This is a genomic window from Paenibacillus nuruki (assembly GCF_963311185.1).
Taxonomy (GTDB): domain Bacteria; phylum Bacillota; class Bacilli; order Paenibacillales; family Paenibacillaceae; genus Saccharibacillus; species Saccharibacillus nuruki.
On sequence record NZ_OY725677.1, the window covers coordinates 1,227,222 to 1,242,818 of the forward strand.

The window sequence follows — 15,597 nt, forward strand, 5'->3', positions numbered from 1 at the left end:
AAACTTACTTAATAAGTTAAGTGAATATATCCTATTCCGTAGTTGTATCCATATCATTTAAGTTTTATAGCAATCCAAAAAGGCGAATCTAAAGATTCACCTTTGGAGTCATATATTGATTTAGCAGATTTATCGAACAGAATCAGCATGTGATTATCGAGGCAACTGTAAAGCAAACGTACTACCCGCAGAAGAACTTTGACGCAATCGCAATTCGCCACCTTGAGCACGAGCAAGCAATTGACTATACGTTAATCCGAGTCCCAATCCACGTACACTACGCTTTTTACAATCTCCACGATAAAAGCGTTCGAAAATATGAGATTGATCTTCAGGTGCTACGCCTGTTCCGTTATCCGTTACTTCAACATGAACATATTGTTGTTCTGCATACATCCGAATCCGAAATTGAATCGGTATACTTTTATCAACAGCTTGTAATCCATTATTTAATAAATTGACAAAGATTTGTTGAATCCGTAGCGAATCGCCCATCGTATATAGTGGTTCTTCAGGCAGATCAAGAATCATATCTACAGGATATGATTCATGTGTTATTTTCCACTGGTAGGCAATCTCTGAGATTAACAATTGTAAATGCAATCGATCGCTTTGGATCTCTACACTACCTGAAGTAAAAGCATTGTAATCCAGTAGATCAGCAATCATACGTTCCATACGATCTGATTCTTTCAGTGCAATATCAAGAAATTCTTTGGCTTCATCTTGGGTAACGACTTCTTCACGTACCGCCATGACCAGACCTTTAATTGATGTAACAGGTGTTTTCAGTTCATGGGTAACTCCAGCTAACGATAAAGCACGCCATTCTTCCAATTGCTTCAACCGTTGAGCCATTTCTTCAAAAGATTGCACAAGTTCCGTGATTTCTTGTTCCCGTGTATCAATATCCAAGTTAACATCGTAGTTACCTGCACGAATTTGCTTGGCGGCATCGGCTACTAATTGAATCGGTCTGGATAGTTTGCGCGACAGCCAGTAGATGGTAAGCCACCCTGAGATAATAAGCGTACTTAACAGAACCACTACTAATATAATTTCATTTGGGCTATACGTTAACGACTTTTTGGATTGAAGAAGAGTCACTTGTCCAATCTTAACTCCTTGTTCATTGAAAATAGGTGTGTTTACCGCCATATACCGTTTATCTGTCGGTTCGGCAAGATCAGGAGTTAACTTTTTACTTAATTTATCTTGCGGAAGATTAGGCATAGAGAATAAGAATTGCCCTTTTTCATTAGCGATCATAATACACATATATTCATCTAAATTAAAAAACTTTAGTCGATTTTGAATAATACCATCCAGCCTCTGAGGAATAACGATAGTCCCATTATCCGAAGTGACTCGATCAGCAACTTCCTGTCCGAGTAAACCCGCTGTTTTCAAACGGTTATCCATGGCTGTATCGCGTACCCAATAGACCGCCGCAGCTGCAATAATTAAGAATCCAACACACAGTATTAGAAAATAACGAATCGTCCAATACGATAAGATCGAAGTTTGTTTTGATTTTTTTACTCGCTTAGCCAAAATTGATACCCCATTCCGCGCAATGTTCGAAGTTCTCCCGTCTGTGATGACCAGTGAGAGAGTGACTGGCGCAATCTTTTGACCGATAGATCGACCGCTCGATCACTTCCATCGTAATCCATTCCCCAGACTTGCTCTATCAAGTGATCACGGGTAAATGTACGATTTGGATGTTCTGATAAAAAGAGTAATAATGATAGATCTCGTGGACTAAGTGCCACCTCAGCACCATTTAGATAGACACGTTTGGCAGCCATATCAATTACTAGATTACCAAAGTTCCGTTTACTGCCTCCATCGTTCCAGTGTGGACGACGACGTAGTACTGCATTGACCCGTGCGACCACTTCTTCAGGCATAAAAGGCTTGGTCATATAATCATCGGCTCCACCGTCCAGTCCAGTGAGTCGATCTTGAATATCATCGCGTGCAGTCAGCATAATAACCGGACAAGCACTTTTACTACGAATAATTTTGAGTAAATCCCAGCCATCCATGCCGGGTAACATAATATCAAGGATAACCAATGCAGGAGCAGAAGAATTGAATAGTTCTAACGCTTGATGACCATCCGTTGCACGTAATGTTTCGAAGCCTGCTTTTTTCAAATAAGCCGAAAGTACTCGTGCAATACCTTCTTCATCTTCTACAATCAGTATTAAGTTCATATTTCAAAGGCTCCTTATATCTACATAATATCTACGTTTAGCTTGCACTATCGTTTAATGAGAGCATAATGCGTTGTCTACTTATTGTACATACCGATCTTCAATGATCAAGCCATTTTATAATATTTTATTATTTTAGCCTTCCGTATCGATTTGGACATCTTCTCGACACATTCGCCGTTTATGATAGGGGTACAAGAACAGTTTACAAAAGGAGATTAAATCGATGAATAAAAAAACAAGAAATATCATCATTATTGCAGCTATCGTTATTGTGGTTGTAGCTATTGGTGGATATCAATTTATGAAGAGTTATATGGGGAACAAAGTAGCAATCGAGCAAGTCATACCAGCAGCAACGTCTACTGAATCCAGTGCAACCGCATCAGGTGCAAGTGCGACAGGCGAACAACTGAATGGCGATTGGAAAATCAATACCGATGCTTCTAAAGTGTACTTCTCCGTTACCACTTCACAAGAGACCGTTAACTTTGTAGATAACAAAGTAACAGGTAACTGGAATATCAATGTAGATGATCCTACCAAAATGGTAGCTGAAGGACAAATTGATATGAGCGCGATTGATTCAGGAACAGCGCAACGTGATGAGCATGTGAAAGAAGCCGATTTCTTCGATGTTGCTAAGTTCCCACAAGCTACATTCAAAGCAACTTCTTTTGAAGGCTTGCCAACAACATGGACAGAAGGCGCAACAAATGATTTCACCATGAAAGGCACATTGACGGTTAAAGGTATTGCTAAAGATGTAACTGTTGCAGGTAAAGCAGTATACAAAGGCGGACAAATTCTACTATCCGGTACAACGACTGTCACATTTGAAGATTTCGGTATGAAAAATCCTCACTCTGTTGTATTAAGCACACAGAATGATATCGGTGTTCAATTGGAATTAACATTAGATAAATAAGAAGCTATCTTGAAAAAGCATTTCGGTCATTATGATCGGGATGCTTTTTTGCTGTCTAATTTGAGATTCAAGCTTGTTTGAAAATGTTGTAATCTTGCTTTTACATTCAAAACAGCGTACAAAGGGGGATTGAAAAAGATATACTACAGGTAGAGGTGAACCCGATGACGGATATCCAAACGCAGTTCAATCATGAATCTCAGATTTCTACCGAGCAGTGGCAAGCGATTATTAATAATGATGCTTCTTATGATGGGCAGTTTTTTTATGCGGTGCGTACAACAGGTATATTTTGTCGTCCTTCTTGCAAATCCAAAGAACCCAAGCCCCAAAATGTAACGATTTTTGCAGATGCTCGGCAAGCGATAACTGCCAAATATCGTCCTTGCAAACGGTGCAAACCAACAGGAGAGCGATTGCCAGATAGCGAGTGGGTATCAGTAATGACTGAATATATAGATCATCATTATACAGAACCGTTAACACTACATCAGTTAGCTGAAATATGTCATGGAAGTCCTTATCATTTACACCGCACATTCAAAAAAATCATGCATATCACGCCTGTTGATTATATTCAGCAGCATCGTATCCATCAAGCATGCCAAGAATTAAAAGAGACTCACCACAGTATTACGGCTATAGGACTGAATATAGGCATACCGAATACGTCTTATTTTGTTACTTTATTCAAAAAGAAAATGGGCATTACGCCTGCGCAATATCGTAAACAACACCAAAAGATACATCAACAGAAAGATAGCATTAAGGAGGGAATCAGCAGTGAACAATCATAATACAGCCACCAAGCCTATCATCTACTGGGCACGTATTGAACATGATCAATGGCAATTCTATCTTGCAGCAACACCAGAGGGACTTTGTTATATCGGCTCACAAGGTCAACCTTATGACGAAATGGAAGTGTGGCTTCACGCCAGACGACCAGGGAGCACGATCATACATGATGAGCATCAATTACAACCTTATATTGAAGAAATGATTCAATATTTAAGTGGAGAACGACAACAGTTTATGATCAGACATGACTTTCAAGGCACTTCTTTTCAAATACAGGTCTGGCAAGCGTTGTTACAGATTCCTTATGGAGCAACATGGTCATATTCGGATATTGCACAACATATCGGGCGACCTGCGGCCGTTCGTGCAGTAGGAGCAGCGATTGGTGCGAATCCGTTCTTAATTACAATTCCTTGTCACCGAGTAATTGGCAAAAGTGGAGCGTTAACAGGCTATCGTGGTGGATTGAATATGAAGACAACGTTATTAGATTTGGAAAAACGTAAGGAGGTTCTATGATCCGAGAGCAGATTTTAGCAAAAGTCGATTCAGATTATCAGCAATTTTCAGCTAGCTTGTTGCCTACGATCACCAATATATTAGGAGTGCGCATACCTGCACTTCGTATTATGGCCAAGCAGATTGTTAAAGACGATTGGCGTATATATTTACAACAAGCCGATCATGAATATTTTGAAGAAGTGATGTTACAAGGGATGGTTATCGGGTATGCACAGATGGATATTGAAGAACGATTGCAATACATGACTGATTTTGTACCGAAAATTGATAATTGGTCTGTCTGTGATCGCTTCTGCGGTGGACTAAAATTCACTTCAACCCATCAACAGCCAGTATGGGAATTTATTTTGCCCTATCTTTCTTCAGAGCACGAATATGAGGTGAGATTTGCAGTTGTAATGTTACTTACTTATTATGTAGACGAATATTATATTCAAGATGTGCTGCGTCATTTGGATCGTGTTCAACATGAAGGATATTATGTGAAAATGGCTGTCGCATGGGCAATCTCGATTTGTTATATTCATTTACCTGAACCAACGATGCACTATTTGCAACATAATCAATTGGATCGCTTTACGTACAACAAAGCATTGCAGAAAATCACAGAATCTTACCGGATCGACCCAGAGACCAAACATCATATACGAAGTATGAGACGCAAATAATCATATTATAGATTGGTCAAAAACAGATTGAATATCAAGTACGATATATAGGATAGAACAGAAGGGCTACACGTCAAAATGTAGCCTTTTTGTGCATGATCATAACAATTAATTTACGAAATTGTTTTTTGTTTTTCTCAATCGTAACAAAAATGTGATATGAAAGTAGCTATTGAAGGATGAAATGGACTCTGCACATTAGATATAATAATGACGAGAGATGTCGAAATTACATAGGACAAGGGAGAGAGAAGATTATTATGTTACGCTATCAAAAATGGATACTGGTTACGATTTTAATTGGATTGTTAATTCCTCAATGGGCTACACAAACAGCAGTTGCTAGTGCAAGTAAAACAGCTACAAAAAGTGCAACTACCACACGTTCAGAAAAAGCAGAAAAAGTTATTTATTTAACATTCGATGATGGGCCAACAGCACATACTATGCAACTGTTGGATATCTTAGGTAAATATGATGCGAAAGCAACCTTCTTTATGTTAGGACCGCATATGGAACAATATCAGACAGCAACGAAACGAATTGTTAAAGAAGGCAATGGACTTGGATTACACGGTGTAACGCATGTGGTTAAAAAATTCTATAGTTCACCATTCAGTGCTTACAAAGAAATGCGTGATGCTAACGAAAGTCTATTCCAAGTGGCAGGCGTTCGTACCAGTCTTGTACGTACACCTTACGGCAGTAAACCTTATATGAAGCAAGGCTATCGTGATGTAATGTTGAATCAAGGTGGATTCCATTTATGGGATTGGAACGTCGATTCACTGGATTGGAAATACAAAAAAGATCATCAACGTGTCTACAAAAATATTATGAGTCAAGTTAACTCCGTTGAGAAACGTGGTACCGCTCCAGTCGTACTAATGCATGATCAGCCAGCGACACTGAAAGTATTACCATTGGTATTAGAAACACTCAAAAAAGATGGATATACGTTTAAAGTACTGAACAAACAAAATCATCCTGTGAATTTCTGGAATGACGAACGTTAATCATATCTGTAAATAAATAAAACCCCCTGCCTTTTTCTCACAGAGAATAACTGTGATGTAAAGAGCAGGGGGTTTTTATTTTACTAAAAGAATAGCGTGCTAGACATTCATCGCTTGCAGTTGTTGTTGATACAATGATAAATTATCGGCATCATAACATACAAACATAATCTGCTTTAAGGAAGTTGCAGGATGTTGCTCGATATACTCTTTTACCGTATTTAAAGCGATCGTAGCTGCTTCTTTTTTGGGAAAATGGTAAATTCCTGTACTGATATTGGGAAAAGCAATCGAAGTCAGTTGATGTTCATCTGCCAGTTGAAGAGAATGGCTATAGCATTGAGCCAGTAATTGCTGTTCATGATTAGAACCACCATTCCAGACAGGGCCTACCGTATGGATTACATGCTTGGCTGGTAAGCGTCCAGCTGTTGTAATGACCGCTTCACCTGTAGGACATCCTCCTTGACGATTACGAATCTGTTGACATTCTTCAAGAATTGCAGAACCACCTGCACGATGAATAGCACCATCAACTCCGCCACCTCCTAACAGACTGGAGTTAGCCGCGTTTACAATTGCATCAACGTGTTGCACAGTAATATCTCCTTGAAGCAATACAATATGTGTCTGTCCCATCTGAATATCATTCATCTTCTTATCCTCCTAACAATGATGGACCAGAGCAATTTCTAATATTCAGATGTACTCACAGACCCATTTATCATGTTAACGCATCGGTGAGAAATCATGAACATTTTCCATGATCTGATCGATTTGTGATAATGTATCTTCGCTCAAAGTAATATTTACCGCTTCTACATTTTCTTGAATCTGATGGGGTTTGGATGCTCCGATAATAGCTGAACTCACACCCGGTTGACGAAGAACCCAAGCTAAAGCCAATTGAGACAATTTGATGTTCAGTCCTTGCGCTAATTGATCCAACTGACCAACCACCTCTAATACATCGTCTCGTAGGTAACTGTTAATCACATGGTTTACCGAATCGTCTGCTGCTCGTGTGCCTGCTGCGGGAGCTTGACCCGGCTTGTATTTACCTGTCAGAATACCTTGAGCAAGCGGGGAGAAGACGACTTGTCCTAATCCATGTTGCTGAGAAACAGGAAGAACTTCATGTTCGATATAACGTTCAAATAAATTATAAATTGGTTGATTGGCTGCAAGTGGACGTAAGCGCAGACGATCTGCTATATGAGCCGCATCACTGATCTGAGCTGCTGTCCATTCACTCACTGCACTATACAAAATTTTACCTTGTGATGTAAGATCATCTAGTGCACGCAATGTTTCTTCAGTAGGAGTCTCTTGATCAAAGCGATGGCAGAAATAAATATCAATATAATCTGTACCCAGACGCTTGAGGCTGGCTTCGCATTGTTCCATAATATGTTTACGTGATAATCCACGATCATTGGGACCTTCACCCATCGGGAAAAAGACTTTCGTGCTTAGTACATAGCTTGAACGTTCATACGAACGAAGCGCAGATCCAATCGCTTTTTCCCCTTCACCACGGTTGTAAGCGTTTGCGGTATCGAAAAAGTTAATCCCTAAATCAAACGCAGTACGTATACAATCATCGGCTGCTTGTTGTTCTGCCGCCGTACCATAAGTTAACCAGCTTCCAAGACTAATTTCGCTCACTTTTAGACCGGTTTGACCCAGATTACGATATTTCATGATAAGCGCTCCTCTGTGTATGTAGATTAAGTATCGAATTGTCAGCCAAGCTAACAACTCACTTCTTTTATCATTAACGAAAAAAATAGATTCGTCAACATTACATGAGATTCAGAAAGGGAGGATATTGATGTTACGCTCATTTTTTTTGACAAGTGGATTAAAAATAATCGCTGATTGTCAGCAACAGTCAGGAGATATCTGGGATGCTCATTATGGAACAGCTAGTATTGCCGCTTACTTCTTAGCCCAATCGCCTACGATCACAGAGGAAGTAGCAACCGCGTTATTGAACCAAGCGGAGCAGATGATCACTCAATATGAATTAACATCTACTACGTATTTAAGTGAAGATCAATCGGTCAAAGAAAAGGCGGCGATACATGATTCCACTACGTCGCTATCTTCACACAATCCAGAACAGGAATTGAAATCTACTTTTTCTGCTCCAGACGGACTTATTTCATATGCAGATGCGTCCATGTTCATTCTAGAAGCATTACAAGCTAATATCGATCAACTGCATTGGGTAGGTCACAATGTTATCTATGCCGCTGTATCATTGCTCGCTATGCGTGAACAGAACGTATGGGAATGTCGAGCAGATATAGAACGTATTCAGCAATTGATTACTGCTTTTGATCGCACGATTCCGGGACGTTCGTGGATCGGATATAAAGTATCGGACGTCAAAAAGTTAGAAATCACTACAGAGGATCATTTTCCAGCTATAACATCTCCTACGGAGTTATCTGCTTTTATTTTGCAGGAGTTAGCAGCAACAGAGCGGATCTATCTAGCAGAAGCACATCATGATCTGATCGGACATACGTTAACTTTTGCTCATGCACTGAATATATTACACGATCTGGGGCAACTAGAATTATTTCAACGTGGATTACATCCTTTATGGAAAATGGTCAAAATTCTACGGTATAGTTGGAATTGGGATGGAAGTACAGTAGAAGCAGTTGGGTTGTATTCTCCTGTCGACCGATTACCTCTTCAGTATGCCACTCCTGCGCCTTTTGAATATACAGATATACGATTTTGGCAACAGAATTTAGCCAGTGTAGATTGGGATTATGGACATCATTTCAAATTTGTATGGAGTTATAACGATCATATCGAACGTTCGCCTTTGTGGAGTGAAGCTACAAGTGTCCCTTTTCATTGTTTGATCAAAATAGTTAAGGAGGAGAAAGCATGATTACACTAATGATCGCAGACGATGAAGTCATGACTCGCCGGGGATTGGAAATGCTCAACTGGCACGATCATGGATTTCAATTGGTCGGCATAGCTGCTAATGGAATCGAAGCCAGACAACTCAGTCTTTCGCAAAAGCCAGATTTATTGCTTACAGATATTCGGATGCCCGGTCTGGATGGATTAGCGCTAATGGATAGTCTTAATCAGCAACTGTGTGCACCTAAAGTCATTTTTATTACAGCTTATCATCAGTTGGATTACGCACTCAAAGCGATTCAATTAGGAGCATTAGGGTTTGTTTTGAAACCGACAGATCCAGATGAAATTATAACGGCTTGTCTCAAAGCCAAAGCAACGATTCTAGAAGAACGTCAACGCCAGCATACTGAAGAAGAATTACGGGATCAACTCGAAGAATATGCACTGACTTTACAAGGCAAACATACTGCTCATCAAGAATCACCGTCGATACATCCTGTTATTCAGCAAATGCTTCAGACGATGGAAAAGCAGTATATGAAAGATATTACGATAGAACATATTGCAGACAAAAATCACTTTAATGCCGATTATCTTAGTCGATTATTCAAAAAAGAAACAGGCGACAATTTCTTGAATACGCTTACAAGGATTCGGATGCAAAAAGCTGTTCAATTGCTTGCCAATCCTCATCTTGAAATTTATAAAATAGCAGAGCAGGTAGGGATTCGAGATGCTCGTTATTTTGGACAAGTGTTCAAAAAAAGATATGGACTAACTCCGAATGAATTTCGTAAAAAAGGAGATCAATCCCATGCTTGAAGTGTGGTTACATCGACTGATTCAAGCGGCTCGTGATCTCAATATTCGCAATAAATTATTTATCGCCTTTATCGTCCTTAATCTGATTCCATTAGCTGTCATTAGTGTCTGGACGTATCAGAAATCGAGTTCACTGATTCAAGAGCAGACGAATATTTACACGATGGATATGTTAAGTGAAGTCAGTAAAAATATTGAACTGCATATGCATGATATTGAACGTCTGTATTATGCTATTTTTACCAATCAAGAGATTCGTGAATCGCTCAAAGCTGTTAATCGACAGCAATGGTCGCCACTTCAACATGTCTCAGCAGATAAGCGCATACGTAATATTCTGTACGGGTTAATAAGTGATCGAGAAGATGTTGAAGGTGTCAGTCTATATGCACTGGATGGTACTTCTTTTCAGACGAGTACCTATCCAAGAAAGTTAGATTTGCGAGATCAGAATTGGCAAGTATTACAGCGCAATCGTGGCGATCTAACCTGGTTCAATCCGTCAGGACAGCAATCGGTCGTAGCCGCAGTAAGTACTATTTATGACGTGGATAGCCTGCAAAAGATAGGCTATTTTTTGTTGACTTATCATGAGGAAGCTTTGTACAAAGTGTACAGTCAGATCAAGCTTAATGAACAAGGTGAGCTATTTATTATTGACAGTCATGGACAGATTATTTCCAGTGGAAATAAAGCAAGTATTCATCATACACCTACTGAAGCATATCTACAGAAGATTATCACCAGTGGAGATACAGGTGATTTTGCAGATCATATTGATGATAAACAGCAGATTGTATCGTATCAACGTATTCAGAATACTGATTGGAAAATCGTCAGTATTATTCCGACTGCACGTTATTCAGAACAATCGATTGTGTTGCAGCAATGGATGTTAATTTTGTTTATCGTTGTTGCGCTTATCACGTTGATATTAGGCTATTCCTTATCTGTCAGTATTTCCAGACCGATTCGTCAGTTATCGTCTATTATGAAAAATACGGAACGTGATAATTGGTCGATTAGCTTTAATTATCCTTCGCGAGATGAGATTGGTATTCTCAGTCTAAATTTCAATCGAATGATTGCACGTATTCATTATTTGATCAATCAAGTGTATGAAGAAGAACGTCTACGGCAACAATCACAACTGAAATTTCTAATGTTCCAGATCAATCCTCATTTTTTATTCAATACGCTAGAAACGATGAATTGGATGGCACGGATCGAAGGTGTCCCTGAAGTAGGCAAGTTGTCCAAAGCGTTAGGTGATCTGATGCGTGAAGGGATCAAAGGGAAAGAATTTATTACACTAAGTGAAGAATTAGAGAGTGTCAAAAAATACATTTATATTCAAAAAGTGCGGTATGTAGATAAGTTCGATATGCAATACGATATCGATCCGGCAGTCTTATCATTGATTGTGCCGAGATTTATTTTGCAACCGATTATTGAGAATGCAATTGTTCACGGATTAGAAATGCAAATGGAAAATGGAATGATCTGTATTCATGCACATCAAAGTGAAGATACTTTAATCCTATCGATCCACGATGATGGACTGGGAATGAATACTGCTCATCTGGAAACATTACGCCATTATCTAGATCATCCTTCAGATTCGAGCTTGTCAGGTATAGGGCTACTCAATGTGCATCAGCGAATCCAACTGCATTATGGAGAAGATTATGGACTACAAATTGAAAGTCTAGACAATCAAGGAACAACCGTTATATTGCATATTCCTAGAGACCACTTTTTGGAAAAGAGGTCGGAATTTTCAAGTTAAATGTCAGAAATACCACATGGTCGATATTCCAAACACCTTATATGATGAAAGCGTATTCTATACCGAAAGCATGAGAGGATGAAATGAGTCATGGCAAAGGGGTATTGGAAAAAAAGTATAGGTGTGCTGACAGGTGTTCTCTTATTGAGTAGTGTACTCACAGGTTGCGGCAACAGCTCTGAATCAGCCACAGGATCAGGTTCGGCAGGTGCTAAAGGTGAAATGGTGATCTATGATTGGCAGAATGCAGATAGTTTTGTGTATAAGATGTCGGAACAACTAGCTAAAGATTACAATGCACGCAAAGATGCTACAACGACGATGAAAGTACAACATATTCCGGGAACAGATCGTTATTATCCCAAATTAAATGCAGAACTTGCTGCGAATGCAGGGCCAGATGTATTTGTAAGTCATGCCGCCGGTAAATTAAAAACATACGCTGACTCCGGTAGAATTATGGATTTGACAGAGATTTTAAATGCAGATCCTGAGTGGAAAAAAAGCTTTACTTCTGGAGCATTTAATCTACTGACTTTTGACGATAAAGTGTATGCGATCCCGACTGCATTTGCAACTGTACCGCTTTTTTATAACAAAGAAATTTTTGCTAAATATAATCTAACACCACCGACTACTTATGAAGAACTCAAAAATGTAATTAAAGTACTTAAAGACAATGGCGTAACTCCATTTGCTTTTGGAGCGAAAGAATCATGGACAAGCGCTCTATTTAGCGAAATGGTAGCGAATCGAATTGGTGGAGACGAGCCATTTAACAAATTGATGGATGGCACAGGATCTTGGATGGACCCTTCTTATATTCAGACAGGAAATGTGATGAATGAATTACGAGATATGGGTGCGTTCCCTTCGGGATTCTTAGGATTGGATAATACAGCCATTACCAATATGTTCAAAAATGGTGAAGCGGCTATGTTTGTAATGGGAAGCTGGGCAGTAGGTTCAGTAGAAGCCGCTGACTCTAAAGTCAAAGGAAAAGTAGGCGTAGCCAAATTCCCTACTTTTGAAGGTGGTAAAGGCGATCTAGATACATGGCTAGGGCAACCGAGTTACAATCTAGTCATTCGTGCCAATACAGAGAATAAAGATCAAGCATTAGAATATATCAAAGCATGGACAAGCAATGATATTCAGACAAAGTTAGCTGAAGAAAATGGTGATATTCCAGCGGTCAACGTTAAACTCAACAAAGATAAAGTGCCTGCGGTTGCTCAAGAACTGCAAAAAGAAATGTCAGATATGAAAGGTATGTTTATTTTCTACGATGTAGGGCTGGGCGCGAAGATCGGGGACGAATACAATACAACGATCCAAGCGATCTTAGCAGGTCAAGCACCTGAAGAAGCGTTTCAAAGTCTAGAGCAGTTTACGCAAGATAATAAAGAGTAAATCATTCCTTAGTAAGTATTGTATAAAGATGAGGTCAGGAATCATGATAACAACGAAGTTACTGTAGTGATAGGTAGCAACAGTGGATAGTGATTCCTGACTGATCTTCTCAACAGATACATGTTCTAAGCGAATCTATAAGTTGCAAAGAATGAAGTTCTGGAAAGGCGGAAAATCATGGAACGAATGCTACGGAACAAATCAGCGATTATTCTATTTTTGTTGCCAGCGTTATTGCTGTATACAGCGATTGTATTTATCCCTATTGTGGCTTCGATTTACTTTAGCTTTTTTAAATGGGATGTGATTAGCCCGATGAAGTTTATCGGGATGGATAATTATACTCGTATGTTTACCAGAGACTCTGTCTTTTTTACCAGTATCAAAAATATGATGATTCTACTATTTGTGAGTCTGGTTATTCAGCAAGGATTGGGCTTTTTACTAGCCATTCTGATTACCGGCTCGATCAAAGGCAAAGAGTGGTTTAAAAATATTTTCTTTTTCCCGGCTGTTATTTCTAGTGTGGCTGTAGGGATGATGTGGAGCTTTATCTATAATCCAGAAATCGGGATGCTTAATAAATTGTTAGAAGTGCTTGGTATGTCTTCACTGGCTAATGATTGGTTATCTCAACCGGATACAGCCATGTGGGCAGTATCTTTTGTAGTCGGTTGGCAATATCTGGGGTATACGATGATTCTATATATTGCGGCGATTCAGAATATTCCAGCACATATCTTTGAATCAGCACGTATAGATGGAGCTGTAGGGTGGAAAGTGGTCTGGCATATGACGATTCCGCTGGTACAACCAATTATGAAAGTAACTACAATTCTGATAACAATTGGTTCACTTAAGTTCTTTGATCTTGTATTTGTCATGACAGGTGGAGGTCCAGCCAATCAGACACAGGTATTAGCCTCTTACTTGTACGGTAGATCTTTCCGTCAATTCGAATACGGGTACGGAGACGCTCTATCTGTTATCTTGCTGTTGATGTGTCTGGTGGCAACCGTATTGATCAATATGATTTTCCGCAAATCAAGTATTGAATATTAAATCGTATCGTGATGGGGGTGAACAGGAAGGATGAAATCTTCGCCTTATGTAGAGACAACCAAACAGCAAACTAACGTAGATACACGACGTTTTTTTCCTATAGGTAAAATCATGATTTATGCTGTATTGTGTTTTGTAGCGATTTTCTATGTCTATCCGTTGTTATGGTTATTGCTAAATTCACTGAAGCAGACCCCAGAGATCTATACCAATCCATGGGGATTACCTCAACACTGGATGTGGAGTAATTATTGGAATGCTTGGACAACAGGGAATACAGGCAGATATCTGTTGAACTCGGTCTGGATTTCTTCAGCTACTTTGGTTGCTGTACTGGTATTTAGTGCTATGTCAGCATACGCTCTGACCAAGTTACGTTGGAAATTATCAAAAGCGACTTTTGTTTATTTTCTACTAGGGATGATGGTTCCGATTCATGCGACATTGATTCCACTGTTTGTGTATTTTACGAAAGTTGGATTGGTCGATTCGCAGTTCGGTCTGATTCTGATTTATATTTCATTTGGATTGCCAGCAGCTGTACTGGTACTGTGCGGATTTTTTACAGGTATTCCGAAAGAAATGTTGGAAGCTTCTGTGATGGATGGTTGTACGGTATATAGTATTTTTTGGCGGATTGTTATACCGATCTCGAAGCCTGCTCTGATGACCGTAACGATACTGAGTTTTGTCGGGGTGTGGAACGAGTTGTTATTGGCGCTTGTCTTTATTTCTGATCCTGATAAATTAACACTTCCTGTGGGACTGACCCGTTTTGCAGGGGAGTATACAACCGATTATGCGCCGATGTTCGCAGCGATTATGATCGCTACCATTCCAACAGTGGTCTTATTCGCTGTGTTTAACAAACAAGTCTTAGCTGGAATGGCAGAAGGTGCGATCAAAGGTTAATATCTATCGACTTAATTGACTACAAAAATCAGTAGCAGTACAAAAAGGATCTGTACGGATCCTAATACAAGTCCTGTAATCGCAAATGCTCTACCATGGGTAGTACGAATCGAAATAAGACTAAATGTGAGCACAAGAATAAGTAGGACAATCGCTACAAATGCACTTAAAGCAAGTAATATGTTCCAAAAGCCACTATCTTCTTGTCCAAATTCTCCAATAATAGCAAAGCTCATAAAAGAAGTGAAAAAGCTAATGATCCCCAAAATAAAAGAAGTCAAAGCCAATCCAAAACGATTGCTACCTTCTTTTCGGTAAGGATCTTGGTAAGGTGGGTATGTATCCATGGTCGTGCCTCCTGATTATATTCGTATACCTTCAGTACTATATATCGGATAATCAGAAGGTTTATTGAACCATATGCTTACACATCATCACATCAGCCTTACATTCTTCATACATTTTTCATCTTATTTTAAGCTAGTTTCCATAAAGAATTCATATACATTGGGTATATTATAGGTATAGAGTTCATATTTTGGAGCTG

At 39.3% G+C, this 15,597-nt stretch carries 16 protein-coding genes; 11 read left to right on the forward strand and 5 right to left on the reverse strand.

The genetic code is table 11. From position 1 onward, the window contains the following. Positions 1-153: 153 nt before the first annotated feature. Both RCP16_RS05515 and RCP16_RS05520 read right to left on the reverse strand, forming a co-directional pair. Positions 154-1,554: a HAMP domain-containing sensor histidine kinase gene (locus tag RCP16_RS05515; RefSeq protein WP_193555973.1), complete on the reverse strand. Its 1,401-nt coding sequence runs from the start codon at positions 1,552-1,554 to the stop codon at positions 154-156. Next, on the reverse strand, positions 1,539-2,222 hold the full coding sequence (locus RCP16_RS05520; RefSeq protein WP_069328790.1) for a response regulator transcription factor: 684 nt from the start codon (positions 2,220-2,222) through the stop codon (positions 1,539-1,541). The genes RCP16_RS05515 and RCP16_RS05520 overlap by 16 nt, the downstream gene beginning before the upstream one ends. Before the next feature lie 226 nt (positions 2,223-2,448). On the opposite strand from RCP16_RS05520, the gene RCP16_RS05525 reads away from it, so the two are divergent. The 5 genes from RCP16_RS05525 to RCP16_RS05545 all read left to right on the forward strand — a co-directional run bounded on the left by RCP16_RS05525 (position 2,449) and on the right by RCP16_RS05545 (position 6,157). Next, the gene (locus RCP16_RS05525; protein WP_069328753.1) at positions 2,449-3,150 is read left to right on the forward strand and encodes a YceI family protein; all 702 of its coding nucleotides are present in this window, start codon (positions 2,449-2,451) and stop codon (positions 3,148-3,150) included. 164 nt (positions 3,151-3,314) lie between these two features. Then, entirely contained in the window at positions 3,315-3,947 is a 633-nt protein-coding gene (locus tag RCP16_RS05530; protein ID WP_308641836.1) for a bifunctional transcriptional activator/DNA repair enzyme AdaA, read from the forward strand. Then, complete coding sequence (locus tag RCP16_RS05535) at positions 3,934-4,470, forward strand: methylated-DNA--[protein]-cysteine S-methyltransferase (protein ID WP_308641837.1); 537 nt, start codon at positions 3,934-3,936, stop codon at positions 4,468-4,470. Before RCP16_RS05530 ends, RCP16_RS05535 begins: the two co-directional genes overlap by 14 nt. Then, a complete protein-coding gene (locus RCP16_RS05540; RefSeq protein WP_273594274.1) occupies positions 4,467-5,141 on the forward strand; it encodes a DNA alkylation repair protein in 675 nt (224 codons plus the stop codon). Before RCP16_RS05535 ends, RCP16_RS05540 begins: the two co-directional genes overlap by 4 nt. Before the next feature lie 260 nt (positions 5,142-5,401). Continuing rightward, positions 5,402-6,157: a polysaccharide deacetylase family protein gene (locus RCP16_RS05545; RefSeq protein WP_069328749.1), complete on the forward strand. Its 756-nt coding sequence runs from the start codon at positions 5,402-5,404 to the stop codon at positions 6,155-6,157. A gap of 99 nt (positions 6,158-6,256) precedes the next feature. On the opposite strand, the gene RCP16_RS05550 is transcribed toward RCP16_RS05545, so the two are convergent. Further along, positions 6,257-6,811, reverse strand: coding sequence for an O-acetyl-ADP-ribose deacetylase (locus RCP16_RS05550; RefSeq protein WP_069328748.1), 555 nt, complete (start codon positions 6,809-6,811; stop codon positions 6,257-6,259). Positions 6,812-6,886: 75 nt separating this feature from the next. Next, complete coding sequence (locus tag RCP16_RS05555; RefSeq protein ID WP_137225752.1) at positions 6,887-7,861, reverse strand: aldo/keto reductase family protein; 975 nt, start codon at positions 7,859-7,861, stop codon at positions 6,887-6,889. Between the two features lie 130 nt (positions 7,862-7,991). Between RCP16_RS05555 and RCP16_RS05560 the strand changes: the two genes are divergently transcribed. The 6 genes from RCP16_RS05560 (at position 7,992) to RCP16_RS05585 (ending at position 15,050) form a co-directional block, all read left to right on the forward strand. Further along, positions 7,992-9,071 carry a hypothetical protein gene (locus RCP16_RS05560; protein ID WP_308641838.1) on the forward strand — a complete coding sequence of 360 codons (1,080 nt, stop codon included), beginning with the start codon at positions 7,992-7,994 and terminating at the stop codon, positions 9,069-9,071. After that, on the forward strand, positions 9,068-9,874 hold the full coding sequence (locus RCP16_RS05565; protein ID WP_308641839.1) for a response regulator transcription factor: 807 nt from the start codon (positions 9,068-9,070) through the stop codon (positions 9,872-9,874). Before RCP16_RS05560 ends, RCP16_RS05565 begins: the two co-directional genes overlap by 4 nt. Continuing rightward, positions 9,867-11,663 (forward strand): sensor histidine kinase, encoded by a 1,797-nt coding sequence (locus RCP16_RS05570; protein ID WP_161594330.1) that lies wholly within the window; start codon positions 9,867-9,869, stop codon positions 11,661-11,663. The genes RCP16_RS05565 and RCP16_RS05570 overlap by 8 nt, the downstream gene beginning before the upstream one ends. Before the next feature lie 90 nt (positions 11,664-11,753). Further along, entirely contained in the window at positions 11,754-13,076 is a 1,323-nt protein-coding gene (locus RCP16_RS05575; protein ID WP_273594268.1) for an ABC transporter substrate-binding protein, read from the forward strand. Between the two features lie 177 nt (positions 13,077-13,253). Beyond that, a complete protein-coding gene (locus RCP16_RS05580; protein WP_137225760.1) occupies positions 13,254-14,138 on the forward strand; it encodes a carbohydrate ABC transporter permease in 885 nt (294 codons plus the stop codon). 30 nt (positions 14,139-14,168) lie between these two features. Continuing rightward, the gene (locus tag RCP16_RS05585) at positions 14,169-15,050 is read left to right on the forward strand and encodes a carbohydrate ABC transporter permease (protein ID WP_137225762.1); all 882 of its coding nucleotides are present in this window, start codon (positions 14,169-14,171) and stop codon (positions 15,048-15,050) included. Positions 15,051-15,061: 11 nt separating this feature from the next. Here RCP16_RS05585 and RCP16_RS05590 read toward each other — a convergent pair whose 3' ends face one another. Then, complete coding sequence (locus tag RCP16_RS05590) at positions 15,062-15,397, reverse strand: hypothetical protein (RefSeq protein WP_308641840.1); 336 nt, start codon at positions 15,395-15,397, stop codon at positions 15,062-15,064. Between the last annotated feature and the right edge of the window lie 200 nt (positions 15,398-15,597).